Below are 13,387 nucleotides of genomic sequence, written 5' to 3' on the forward strand. Positions count from 1 at the left end.
ACCGCCCTGGCTTTTAAGCCTCCACCTCGTCAGGATTGAAACTTAACCCTATTTCCTTTAAGAGTAAAGCAGCGTTAAATGTTTTACAGGCTCCTTCTTTTAATTTGTAATCAAAGTTCATCTCCCCTTCTGCCAGCTGAATATCAAAATGATAGTTTCTTACCAGGCCAGCATACTTTTCAATCATTTCCGATAATTGAAGATCATGTGTAGCAAATAGTGCCGGCGTTTTTCTGAGGATCATTTGCTGAATAAAAACTTTTGATCCCAGGTATTTATCTTTACTGTTTGTTCCTCTCAGCATCTCATCGATCAGTACTAATGGGTGTGCTAATGAGGTCACTCCTTCCAGGATCATTTTCAGTCTGTTCAACTCTGCTTTAAAAGTTGAAGTCTGGTCATTGAGTGAATCTTTAATCCGCATATAAGTTAAGATTTCAAAGATGGAGACCTTCATGTATTTAGCACACACAGGAGCGCCCGAAAATGCCAATACCATATTGATACCAGCCGTGCGCAGAAACGTGCTCTTACCTGCCATATTTGAGCCGGTGATGATATCAACTGTTGGCTGGTTATTAAAACTATAAGTGTTAACTATCCGCTTATTTTCTGCAATAAGCGGATGCCCCAGTTCTTTGGCCTCAAAATGAAAAGCGTCTGAGATTACCGGAAAAGTAAGCTCTGGTTCGTTGTAATTGAAAGTAGCAAAGGAAATCAATTCTTCAAACTGACTGATAGTATACAGTCCTTTGATCAATTGATCTGAAGAATTAACAAACCATTTGTCCAGCTGGATGGCACATCTGAAATCCCACAATAGGAATACATTAAAAATAGTGCCGACAACCATATTTAACCGCACGTCAAATGAATTGATAATGCTTGATAGTTTTTTGATTTGCGCACTTAGTGGTACAGCTACTGTAAGCTCAGTAAAGAAACCTTTAATATATTTACTTTCCCATTTGAGTTCTTCTGTCCATTTCACTGTTCCTGAAATTGCATTGAGTAAACTTGCGCTACCACTAAATCCGGAATGAACCAGGTTGATCTTTTTACTGAAGTAAAAGCATAAAACAACATTAACAAAAGCGTATAGTCCTAATCCCTCCCAATAGAAGCCACCATATAAAGAGCCGAGAATAATCAATCCAGCAGATATAAAAGGTACTATCATTGTATATAGTCTCAACAAAGGACGCTGTGTAAATTTCAACTGATCCGGCATCTGGTGTTCCAGTTTATGACCGATTATTTCAAGCTGTTCCGGTTTATGATTCTGAAGTCCTGCTCTAAAGTGGAAAGTCTGATCAATATGCCTGGTTAATTCAATAATTGCCTCCTGACGCTCCATAATAAGTGCTGGCGTGGCAGGTTTATTCAAACTATCTGCTAATAATTTCATCCCATTCACTGTGTTTGAACGGTTGATAAATGCATATAAAGAGGAATGCCCATAAATATCCAGGTCTGAAGCATAAGGGTGATATTCGTCTTCAAAGTGCTTGCCTTCTTTGTACTTATTTTTACCTGTCAGGATGAGATTGACTTCATTCTGAAATACAAAAAGCATTTTCTCTGCATAATTCAGCTCTTGCTCTTTAGCAGTCTGGCGCTTCACAATTGCCATAAAACATAATACAGGAATACACATCAGGATACCAATCAACCAATGATAGCCGAAATAGATCGTAATACTAACTAAAAGTATTTCAATTATAAATAATCCTAATCTGGATAACGATATGTTATTGAGTGCTTTATTGATTGCTTTAATTTGTTCTTCCTGAGTTGCAACGTTATTTTGATAGTCCTTTAAAATACTATCTTTAGATTTTACCATATCTTTGAGTCCTGTTTTTATTAGAAGCGCTTAATTTTCAGCACCTCATGGTTCCTTAATCCGACCGCTTCTAATATAGGGATTACTACATTAGCACATTAATTTTGAATGAAAATAACTTTACTCGTTGTCGGAAAAACAGAGGATAAATATCTGATCGAGGGTATTGAAAAATATCTTAACCGGTTAAAACATTACATTGGTTTCAGCCTCGTTGTGATCCCTGATGTGAAGAACACCAAGAATTTAACAGAAGCGCAGCAGAAGGGCAAGGAAGCCGAGTTGATCCTGAAACAAATCAGCAATCTGGATACTGTTATTTTAATGGATGAAAAAGGAAAAAAATATACTTCCGTTCAGTTTTCAAATTATCTGAACAAACAAATGATCGGGAGTGTTCAGCATATGATATTTGTGATTGGCGGGCCTTATGGTTTTGACGAAAGTGTCTATAAAAGAGCAAATGGAAGTATCTCTCTATCAGACATGACATTTTCACATCAAATGGTCCGTTTATTTTTTGTTGAACAGTTATATAGAGCATTTAGTATCTTAAAGGGCGAACCTTACCACCATGAGTAGCAACGCCTGTTTATTCTGAAGGGGCTTTATGGAATATTTCATTTTTTGCATCATCATCATAAGCTATTTAAACTAAGAAAGGAATTTTATGCAACCAGGAGATTTTAAAAGAAAATACAGATTCAGAAGCAGGGGTAATGGTAACCGGTGGGGATTTACAATTGCCATCATCATCTCTATACTTGCATTTCTGCTGATCGTATATTATTTGTAAGCAATAGTTAGCGTGCACAGCGAAATTTTGCACATAAAAAAACCGGATGTTAAACATCCGGTTTTTTTATGATATGGAATTCTTAAACTCCTTTTTTACTTGTCATGCTAGCTTTTTTAGCTGGCTGAGATGTTTTAACCGGAGCTTTAGCATTTGAAGGTTTAGGCGTAGCCTTAACTTTCTTATCATCTGCAGCTTTAACCGCCTCACCACCTTCAACAGCTCCGGGAGCAGTTTCAGTGAACAAAGGAAGATCCTTCAATAAGTGGTACCAGGTAACGATTTTCTTCATATCTGAAGTATAAACTTTCTCCTGATCGTGTGTAGGTGCAACCTCAACGAATAATGCTCTTAAAACAGCAGCATCCGCTTTAGCGTCAGCAACTTCACCTTTTAATGCAGCAATATTTGCTAAAACGTCAACTAGTTTCAAATCTTCATCTTCACCATAGATAGTAATATCCTCTAATGAAGCCAGTTTAGTAGAAGAGATACTAGTTACAATTTTAACTTTCTGAGCATCTAAGCTTTCCAGTACATAACCTGCTTTATTTTGTCCAACAAGTTTAAATAAACCTGGTCTGCCAGATACGGCTACAATTCCTCTTAAATTCATATCTTAATCTTCTATCACTTCTATACCTAAAATCTTATCTCCTTGTTTGAGATCATCAACAATGTCTACATTTTCAACCACTTTACCAAAGCAAGTATGGTTTCTATCTAAATGCGCAGTGTTTGATCTGCTGTGACAAATGAAGAATTGTGAACCTCCAGTGTTTCTGCCAGCATGTGCCATAGATAATACACCGCGTTCGTGATGTTGATTTCCACCATCAAGCTCACAGTCAATTTTGTAACCAGGGCCACCAGTTCCAGCTAAATGAGCTGTAGCAGCGTCTTTGGAATTTGGACATCCTGCTTGTACTACGAAATCAGGAATTACACGGTGAAAAGTGATTCCATCATAAAACCCTTCATTTGCCAGCTTTTTAAAGTTTGCAACTGTGTTAGGGGCATCTGTGTCATAAAACTCGACAGTCATGTCGCCTTTTTCTGTTTTTATTATTGCTTTGCTCATATTCTTTTTTGTAATGGTCAAATTTAGTAAATTGAAACGACTAGATAAACTAAAGGTTCAAAAACCTATTCAACCTATAAATGTATATATAATGATTCATTTTAACGTTTAATAGTCGTAAAAATTTTAAATCAGCTATCTAAAGTTTAGATTAGTACCTGGCCTGCTAACTTATGATTTTAAAAAAGAGTTTCCTTCTGTTGTTATTGTTGACTTTAACCCTGGTAATGAGAGCTTCATCGATTCTGATTAATATGGATGAAGATCAGAAAAACCATCTCAAAGCTTATGGTATTGCTTACTGGAGTATTAAACAGCAGGCAGATGTAAGTTGGTTATTGAATTACAGGGGCGGCAGTTTTCTGATTAAATATAACAAACTGATAGAAGATGAATGTAAAACCAGGGGAGTTTCTTACCAGGTCATCGCCGATGGCAAGGTTACGGCTATACTGAACGAGATCAGTGATCCTGCTGTAAATATGGAAATGGTTAAGCTGGAAAAAGCACCAAAAATTGCCGTCTACTCTCCCAAAAGTAAATTGCCCTGGGACGATGCCGTAACGATGGTTCTCACCTATGCAGAGATTCCGTACGACGTTGTGTATGATGACGAAGTATTAAAAGATAAGTTAACTGGTTATGACTGGCTGCACTTACACCACGAAGATTTTACCGGACAGTACGGTCGCTTCTGGAGTGCCTTTCAGAATGCAACCTGGTATAAAGAAGATGTCAGAAATCAGGAAGCAACAGCTAAAAGAAACGGGTTTAGTAAAGTATCTCTGATGAAACTCTCTGTAGCCAGGAAAATGACTGAATTCTGTGCAGGCGGAGGTTTTCTTTTTGCCATGTGCTCTGCTACAGACAGTTTTGATATCGCCCTGTCTGCAGCGGGTGTAGATATTTGTGCCGCTATGTTTGATGGGGATGCAGAAGATCCAAATGCACAATCCAGGCTCGATTTCAATAAGACACTCGCCTTTAAAGATTTCAGACTGGATCCGAATCCTGCAAACTACGAGTTTTCTGATATTGATGTCACACAGACCAGAAGCCTGAATCAGCAAAATGATTATTTCACTTTATTTGAATTTTCAGCAAAGTCAGATCTCGTGCCGACTATGCTGACCCAAAACCATGACCGCGTAATTAAAGGGTTTATGGGCCAGACTACAGCTTTTAGAAAGAGCCTGATTAAACCCAATATTACTGTTTTGGGAGAAAATAAAGGGGCAGCAGAAGTCCGTTACCTGCATGGTGATATTGGAAAAGGACAGTTTACTTTTTACGGAGGACACGATCCCGAAGATTATCAACATGCTGTGGGTGATCCACCCACAGACTTAAACTTGCATCCCAATTCACCGGGATATCGTTTGATTCTAAATAATGTCCTGTTTCCTGCGGCAAAGAAAAAGCATCAGAAAACCTGATCATTAATCGTAGAAGTTCCAGCTTAACCCTACCTGAAGTGACTTGTCTTGCATCGGGTACCTGTTCACCGTATAATATCCTTTAGACTGGATTCCCTGGTTAAGGTATGCGTATTTAACAAAGATATTAGCTTTTCTTAAGCTCGCTCTTACCCAGATATCAACAATTGGATAACTATCAAATTTGACTGGTTTATAGGGAATAGCGGCATCGGGAGCTGACTGGCGAATATAAAACTGGCTCACCGATGGGGAATAGGAGTAATTTACATATTTTGTATTATACCTTACGTCAACTCCAAACTCTGTATTTAGAACCTTAAATACCTTCGCCTTCATATACAAACTATTGAAAGTATAAAAATCTGGTGTTGGCATAATATCTGGTTTACTTGTTTTCTGATAAACAACATAGCTATCCAGGTTGAACCTGCCGAAGGTGAATTTCTTTCCTACCGTTACTTTTAACACACTGATACTTCCTGATTCTTGTGCCGGCAGAATAGTCAGGGAGTCAACAGTTGTATTTTTCTGTACAAAATACAGGTAGTTATTAATCATATAATATTCTGCACCAGCATCCAGTCCCAGCTTCTCATTGATATATTTAAAAGACAGATTCACTGTTTTCGTTCTGTTAAAAGGGCTGGCCAGTATCACAATATTGGGCGAAGCTAAAGGGTTAGCAGCTTTAAGCTCAGCGAGTTTCGGATCAACAGCTGCATTGGTCCAGCCGAAGTGGTTTCCATAATGGGTATCGTAAATTTCTTCTGGTGATTTGTTCTGAATATATCCTCCTAAAACTATCCTGCCCAGGTTATGGCTAACCAGTACATTACTTTTGGCTTCATACATAAAGTCTCCGGCCTGTCTGCCTTGAAAGATTTGCTGTACATCAAAGTTCAGATCTATCCGGTTGCTGAATCTATAACCTGCAGACCCCAAAAGTGTCACATTCTGGAATGTTTTGGCATAGTTGGAGAAGTACTTATTGTCAATTGTTACCGTTTCTGAGGTAACGACTCCAGCTGCATTGGTAAAATTATAAGTATTTGTCTGCGGGAGCACCCCTACTATTTGTGAATAGTTATAAAAATCGTGGCGGATACCTGCGTCTAGTTTCAATTCATTTTTGATAACAGAACTGGATTTTCCACGCAGAAAGAAACTGTAGATAAACTCATTTTGTATATGTTTTACAGTAGTACTATCATTGGTATAGGAAAGGTCACGCATACCTGAGGGTAAAACAGTGTGGTCATCTGCTTCCCTTTTCTGAAAAGCATAAGAATCCTTATCATATTTGATCGTATAGGTAATCTTATTGGTAGGAAGTACTTTTTTAGAGATTTCCTGATCCAGGCTATCAATACGGCCAACAAAATAGGTTTGTCTCAGAAAGAATGTATTCTTCCTGTAGATTTGCCTGGCAGAACTCAACCTCACCGACTGAGACATCCGGTCTATGGAAAGGTTATTAGTGCCAAAGATATTATCATTGATAATTGAACCGTTTTCATAAGCCTTCAGCGTATTAAAGATAGCATTTGCATAAAGTGTATATCTTTTATTTGGCGAAGTATACCAGCTAAAAAATGTACCATTCAGTACATCTCCTCTTTGCCTTTGATACAACCCATTAGCCCCTATCCGGTTATAACTCGCACCAACATTAAAATTCTTTTTAATGTTTTGAGTGTGCATTACCCTAAAAAGCTGCTCTGCCTCACCACTATATTGTCCGGCAAAATAAATATTACTAAAAGGGGAACGTGCCTGATAATATCTAATGTCATCGTTTCCCATCGCATACCAGTCAAGCGAGTGGAATCCCGGATTAAAACCAATCGTTTTGATCGGCTCAAATAAAAGATCTTTAGCGGCAAGACCTATATTTCCAGTATTGATGGTCGGTCTTCTGGGCTGAGCAATCGAACTGAAATTCTGCATTCCTCTTAAACTTGTATCCAGCGCAAGTGTCTGAATACTGTCTTTAGTTAGTTTAAGCGTAGTATAACGAACAAAACGCGAGGTAAAAATAACAGAGTCTTTACTGTTTTCCAGTTTACTTCTTAAGGAATCTAATTCTTTATTTTGATTCACTGAAGTCTTAAGGTCCTGAGCAAAAGATTGCTTTGCCCCAAACAAGACACAGCTTAAAAGAAATAAAACAATGGTTTTATACATTATAAAGAAAGAATTAGCTGGCTTAATATTTTCGTCATTTTAGGTTCAGCTGCGCGTGCTGTTTCCAGTATTTCTTCCAGGCTTACCGGAACTAAAACATCACCAAAACCTTCATCAGTCAGTACAGAAATTGCAAAAACCGGAATGCTCATATGGTTCGCAACAATAACTTCTGGAACAGTACTCATTCCTACGGCATCACCACCTATAATGCGCAAATAATTATATTCTGCTTTTGTTTCCAGATTTGGCCCTGTTACTGAAACATAAACGCCCTGGTGACAAGTAATCTTTTCTGCTGCTGCAATTTCCATTGCACGTTTAATAAAGTCTTTTTGATAAGGCTGGCTCATATCAGGAAACCTTGGTCCCATGTCACTATCATTTCTTCCACGTAGCGGACTTTCAGGTTGTAAGTTGATATGATCATTAATAATCATCAAATCACCTTTTTTAAAATCAGCATTCAGTGAACCAGCTGCATTCGAGATAAACAGGTGCTGAATTCCAAGGGCTTTCATCACTCTGATTGGAAAAGTAATCTGCTGCATGGAATATCCTTCATAATAGTGTAATCTGCCTTGCATAGCAATGACCTTTTTACCATTAAGATTTCCAAAAATTAGTTTTCCAGAGTGGAATTCTAAAGTCGAAATAGGGAAATTAGGAATATTAGAATACATCAGACTGAATTCTACATCGATCTCGTTCACCAGACCACCTAATCCGGTACCCAGTATTATTCCGATTTCCGGCTGGAAATTATTGCATTTTAACTTGATGTATTCAACGGTCTCGTGTAGTGTCTGAAACATATTTTAGGATCTTTTGGTCAAATGTTTTTTTGTGGGCCGCCTCAATATTTATATGAATAGGCAAATAAAATACAGGCAAATTTAATAGTAATTCTTTGATTGTAACATCAAATAAACGTTGTGCATCCTTTTCTGTTGTGATAATAATTTTTTCTTTCGCAGAATCATGATGAAATGCCTCTGCCAATTTACGCAAATTCCCTAAACTGAATGCGTGATGGTCGGGATAATCATGATGTTCAATGGCAGAAGAAAAACCTGACAGATAATCAAATAGTGGCTTTGGATTGGCAATACCAGTCAGTAAGAAAATTTTTTTACCCTGCAGCGATTCCACATTTAAGACCGTAGTAGTGAAAAGACCTGTCAGGCTTTTATAGTTTATAGCAGAGAAAAAAAGATGAGCGGCTGCTCCCTTATCAAAATGCGCTGCACATTGTTTTTTCTGCTGTTCGGTGATCTTCAGAGGTGATTTAGTAACCAATAAAATATCTGCGCGTTTATATCCCCAAAAAGGCTCTCTCATATTACCTGCTGGCAATAAGAATTGCGTGCTCAATAATTTCTGAAATTCGAAAAGCAGGATACTGAACCCAGGATTTAACCTCCTGTGCTGAAAGGCATCATCCAGTATAATTACGTCATGTGCGTCTTTCAATTGCTTTATTCCTTTTACCCTATCCTCACATACTGCGACGGTTACTTGTGGAAACTTGTGATAAAACTGTAAAGGCTCGTCTCCTATTGATTTTGCAGTGGCTGTCTGATCTGCATATAAAAATCCTTTCGTTTCCCGCCCATATCCTCTGCTTAAAATAGCAATTTTATAATCGCCAAGCAAGTGTACCAGGTATTCGGTGACCGGACTTTTTCCAGAACCACCTACAACCAGGTTACCTACACAGATAACAGGAATATTGAACCGGGTAGATTTGAAAAGCCCCCAATCATAGAGCTTATTTCTAAAAATAACCACTACGCCATAAAGAACAGAAAAAGGAAGTAATAATAACCGGACGTATTTTATCATGCTATAGATTCAGAAGCGGCCTGAATGAGTATGCTAAATTGAAACCGCCTTTCAAAAATAAGAATTATTTTCTCCGCGCTATGGTCTGTTAGCAGAATATCATATAGTAGAATGGATTGACAGGCAATAAAATAAAAAACTATCTTTGTGCAAACAACAATATTATATCATGCTCAAAGGATTTTTTAACGTACCAACACCTGAGAACGAACCTATTTTAGGTTACGCACCAGGAAGTAAAGAACGTGAATTATTGAAAGCTGCTTTAGCTGAAGCACGTTCAAAAAAAGGTGACATCCCAATGTATATCGGGGGCAAAGCAGTCCACACTGATAAAAAAGGAACAGTTACTCCACCGCACGATCACCAACACGTTTTAGCACAATATAGCATAGGCGACAAAACTCATGTACAACAGGCAATTGATGCGGCATTAGCTGCAAAGCCTCAATGGGAAAACTTGCCATGGGAACAACGTGCAGCTATATTTTTAAAGATCGCTGAGTTAATCTCAGGCCCGTATCGTTATAAATTAAATGCAGCAACAATGCTTGGTCAATCAAAAAATGCTTACCAGGCAGAAATTGATGCAGCTTGCGAGCTGATAGATTTCTTACGTTTCAACGTAAGTTATATGGCTGACATTTATAAACAACAACCTCCGGTTTCACCAAAAGGTGTTTGGAACAGAGTTGAACAACGTCCTTTAGAAGGTTTTGTTTTCGCTTTAACCCCTTTCAACTTTACTGCTATTGCGGCAAACCTGCCAACATCAGCAGCATTGATGGGTAACGTTGTTGTTTGGAAACCTGCCGATACTCAGGTTTATGCAGCTAACTTATTGATGGAGATTTTCAGAGAAGCAGGCCTGCCTGATGGAGTAATCAACTTAGTTTATGTAGATGGTCCGGAAGCTGGAGAAGTAATCTTCAATAGTCCTGATTTTGCTGGTATTCACTTTACAGGCTCAACTGCTGTATTCCAGAACATCTGGAAAACTATCGGTACTAATATTCATAAATACAAAACATACCCTCGTATTGTAGGTGAAACTGGTGGTAAAGATTTTATCCTGGTTCATGGTTCTGCAGATGCTGAGGTTTCAAGTACAGCGATTATACGTGGTGCTTTTGAATACCAGGGACAGAAATGTTCTGCTGCTTCAAGAACTTATATCGCGAAAAGTTTATGGCCAAAAATTAAAGAATTGATGCTGCGTGATCTTGCTACCTTCAAAATGGGTGGAACTGAAGATTTCAGCAATTTTATCAATGCAGTGATTGACGATCGTTCTTTCACTAAACTGGCAAAATATATTGATCAGGCAAAAGCTGACAAAGGTGTAGAAATCATTGCTGGTGGAAACTACGATAAATCTAAAGGTTACTTTATTGAGCCAACAGTTTTAGTGGTTGATGATCCTAAATATACAACCATGAGCGAAGAGTTATTCGGTCCTGTATTGACTGTATATGTATATGATGATGCAGATTTTGATCAGGTATTAACGCTAATTGACACGACTTCGGGTTATGCTTTAACTGGTGCTGTGATTGCTCAGGATCGTTATGCTATTGATAAAGCATCTTATGCTTTACGTAATGCAGCTGGTAATTTCTATATCAATGATAAATGTACTGGTGCTGTAGTTGGTCAGCAGCCATTTGGCGGTGCCAGAGGTTCAGGTACAAATGATAAAGCGGGTTCAATGATTAACTTATTACGCTGGGCTTCTCCACGTACCATCAAAGAAACATTCGATCCACCAAAGGATTACCGTTACCCATTCATGGGCTAATCAAAATAAAAAAAGCCGGTAATTAATTTAACCGGCTTTTTTTATAATATTAAATCTCGTTCGAACTATCTATTTAGATTCAACAGGAGATTTTACAAGAGCTTCAACTTTAGGCTTAATCAGACCATCTACCTTAAATACTGCAGAAATATGGTCATTGGATTCTGTAGTTACCCCCAAATCTTTGATTAATCCGGTTTCCAAACTGTAAACCCAGCCGTGGATACCTAATTTTTTTCCATCTCCCCATCTGTTCTGAACAATAGATGTTTTGGTCAGGTTAAATACACCTTCTATAACATTCAGCTCTACGAGTCTGTCTGTACGTTTTTTATCATCTGAAATCCTGTCCAGTTCATGATAATGTAAACGATAAGTATCTTTTATATTTCTTAACCAGTTGTCAATAATTCCGAATTGCTTGTTGCTTAATGCGGCGGCAACACCACCACATCCGTAGTGACCGCAAACGATAACATGTTCTACTTCTAAAACATTTACAGCATAATCCAATACACTTAGCATATTCATATCTGTATGTACCACCACGTTTGCAATGTTGCGGTGAACAAAGATATCGCCAGGATTGGTATTGGTAATCTGGTTAGCAGGCACCCTGCTGTCTGAACAGCCGATCCATAAAATTGGCGGCTTCTGTCCGGAAGATAAACGGTCAAAAAAAGCAGGATCTTCAGCTAAAGTTTTCGCTACCCAGTCTTTATTACCTTGTAATAGTCCTTCGTAAGTTATATTGTGATTGTGGGATTCTAATTTTGCACACATAATATTTATATTTTATGAATATCTTCAATAATTTTGTCAGTTATTTTTGGTACTATATAATGCTCTTTGATCTCAACTAAGGTAACTATAATCCCCTTTGTATAAGCATTATGTTTGAAATTGTAAATGGTTTCCAGTACATCCGGATGGATATATCTGGAGTTGCTTCCATCAATAATAACATTGGTTTCCTGAGGGATTTTTGTCAATACAACTTGTATGGCTGCTTTGTTCAGAAATGAAACTTCTTCAGACAGTTTAATTCTCAGATTTTTCTTGTTCCCTTCTTCATGAATCTTGTAAAAGAATGGATTACGCATATTGGTCCGCAGTAAATAAAATACAGACAACAACATACCGATGGCCACCCCTTTTAATAAGTCAGTTAATAAAACGGCAACGACTGTAATCACAAATGGAATAAATTGATCCCATCCTTTGTGATACATATGTTTAAACAGGCTTATTCTTGTTAGTTTATAACCAGTTACTAAAAGGATCGCTGCCAGACAGGCAAGCGGAATCATATTAATCAATCCTGGTATAAAAAGGAAGGACAACAGTAACCAGCAACCATGTAAAATGGCAGACATTTTTGTCTTTCCACCAGCATTTACGTTTGCAGAACTTCTTACAATTACAGAGGTCATAGGTAAACCGCCAAACATACCGCTTGTCATATTTCCTATTCCCTGCGCAATCAGCTCTCTGTTGGTTGGTGAAACCCTTTTTACAGGATCAATCTTATCCACAGCTTCGATACTCAGCAAGGTTTCTAAACTTGCCACAACAGCTATCGTTAAAGCAACAATCCAGACTTCCTTATTTGTAATTGCAGAGAAATCCGGCATGGTAAACAGGTTCGAAAATTCACCCCATCCTCTTACAACTGGAATATTAACCATTTGCTCTGCTCTTAAAGCAAATCCTGTTTGCTGAAAAAACAGAGTCATTCCTATACCTAGTATAACAACCAGTAAAGGAGCCGGTACAGCACTCAGCTTTTTGAATTTTGGCCAGAAAATCAGAATAGCAATTGAAAGCACGGTAATGATCATTGCTGCCGGATTGAGCATTTTTAGCGCCTGTCCTACAATATTAAACATAGAACCACTGCTTAAGCTTTCATCCAGAAAATCTTTATCTACACCTAATGCGTGTGGCAGTTGCTTTAAAATCAGTATCAGTCCAATTGCAGCAAGCATTCCTTCAATTACACTCGAAGGAAAATAGTTTCCGATTGTACCCGCTTTAATTAAACCGAGCACTATCTGCATTAATCCTGCCAGCATAACTGCAAGTAAAAACACCTGATAACTGCCCAGATGAGCTATAGCGCCAAGTACGATGACGGTCAAACCAGCAGCAGGGCCACTCACGCTTAATTGAGATCCACTGAAACTAGCAACAACGATTCCCCCTATAATACCAGTAATCAGACCGGCAAACAATGGTGCGCCCGAAGCCAGGGCTATGCCCAGACACAAGGGCAGGGCCACTAAAAACACGACTATACTCGCCGGGAAATCGCGCTTTAAATTCTTTTTTAAGATATATTTCTTCAATCCAGCCTTTGAGGAGATTGAGTTTCCATTCTGCATAACATTAATGCTAA

11 protein-coding genes are annotated in these 13,387 nt (G+C 38.2%); 3 read left to right on the forward strand and 8 right to left on the reverse strand.

Annotated features, from left to right (window positions below; translation table 11 throughout):
* Positions 1-13 precede the first annotated feature (13 nt).
* Complete coding sequence (locus tag AY601_RS17645; RefSeq protein WP_068403431.1) at positions 14-1,846, reverse strand: MutS-related protein; 1,833 nt, start codon at positions 1,844-1,846, stop codon at positions 14-16.
* Positions 1,847-1,954: 108 nt separating this feature from the next.
* Between AY601_RS17645 and rlmH the strand changes: the two genes are divergently transcribed.
* Positions 1,955-2,428 (forward strand): 23S rRNA (pseudouridine(1915)-N(3))-methyltransferase RlmH, encoded by a 474-nt coding sequence (rlmH, locus tag AY601_RS17650; RefSeq protein WP_068403434.1) that lies wholly within the window; start codon positions 1,955-1,957, stop codon positions 2,426-2,428.
* Positions 2,429-2,724: 296 nt separating this feature from the next.
* On the opposite strand, the gene AY601_RS17655 is transcribed toward rlmH, so the two are convergent.
* Entirely contained in the window at positions 2,725-3,258 is a 534-nt protein-coding gene (locus AY601_RS17655; RefSeq protein WP_068403436.1) for a DUF5606 domain-containing protein, read from the reverse strand.
* 3 nt (positions 3,259-3,261) lie between these two features.
* A complete protein-coding gene (locus tag AY601_RS17660) occupies positions 3,262-3,723 on the reverse strand; it encodes a peptidylprolyl isomerase (RefSeq protein WP_068403438.1) in 462 nt (153 codons plus the stop codon).
* 227 nt (positions 3,724-3,950) lie between these two features.
* Here AY601_RS17660 and AY601_RS17665 point away from each other — a divergent pair, with 227 nt between their 5' ends.
* On the forward strand, positions 3,951-5,159 hold the full coding sequence (locus tag AY601_RS17665; RefSeq protein WP_198163549.1) for an asparagine synthetase B: 1,209 nt from the start codon (positions 3,951-3,953) through the stop codon (positions 5,157-5,159).
* A 3-nt stretch (positions 5,160-5,162) separates the two neighbouring features.
* Here AY601_RS17665 and AY601_RS17670 read toward each other — a convergent pair whose 3' ends face one another.
* Genes AY601_RS17670 through lpxK form a run of 3 tightly spaced genes read right to left on the reverse strand, consistent with a single transcriptional unit; the run spans position 5,163 to position 9,191 of the window.
* Complete coding sequence (locus AY601_RS17670; protein ID WP_068403442.1) at positions 5,163-7,346, reverse strand: putative porin; 2,184 nt, start codon at positions 7,344-7,346, stop codon at positions 5,163-5,165.
* On the reverse strand, positions 7,346-8,161 hold the full coding sequence (locus AY601_RS17675; protein WP_068403444.1) for a purine-nucleoside phosphorylase: 816 nt from the start codon (positions 8,159-8,161) through the stop codon (positions 7,346-7,348). Before AY601_RS17675 ends, AY601_RS17670 begins: the two co-directional genes overlap by 1 nt.
* Complete coding sequence (lpxK, locus tag AY601_RS17680) at positions 8,133-9,191, reverse strand: tetraacyldisaccharide 4'-kinase (protein WP_068403446.1); 1,059 nt, start codon at positions 9,189-9,191, stop codon at positions 8,133-8,135. The genes AY601_RS17675 and lpxK overlap by 29 nt, the downstream gene beginning before the upstream one ends.
* Positions 9,192-9,360: 169 nt before the next feature.
* On the opposite strand from lpxK, the gene pruA reads away from it, so the two are divergent.
* Positions 9,361-10,989, forward strand: a complete 1,629-nt coding sequence (gene pruA, locus AY601_RS17685; protein WP_068403448.1) for an L-glutamate gamma-semialdehyde dehydrogenase — start codon at positions 9,361-9,363, stop codon at positions 10,987-10,989.
* A 69-nt stretch (positions 10,990-11,058) separates the two neighbouring features.
* Here the strand turns inward: pruA and can are convergent, their stop codons facing one another.
* The gene (can, locus tag AY601_RS17690; RefSeq protein ID WP_068403450.1) at positions 11,059-11,772 is read right to left on the reverse strand and encodes a carbonate dehydratase; all 714 of its coding nucleotides are present in this window, start codon (positions 11,770-11,772) and stop codon (positions 11,059-11,061) included.
* A 5-nt stretch (positions 11,773-11,777) separates the two neighbouring features.
* On the reverse strand, positions 11,778-13,373 hold the full coding sequence (locus AY601_RS17695) for a SulP family inorganic anion transporter (protein WP_068403452.1): 1,596 nt from the start codon (positions 13,371-13,373) through the stop codon (positions 11,778-11,780).
* Positions 13,374-13,387: the final 14 nt, after the last annotated feature.

The organism is Pedobacter cryoconitis (assembly GCF_001590605.1).
In the GTDB taxonomy this organism is placed as follows: Bacteria; Bacteroidota; Bacteroidia; order Sphingobacteriales; family Sphingobacteriaceae; genus Pedobacter; species Pedobacter cryoconitis_A.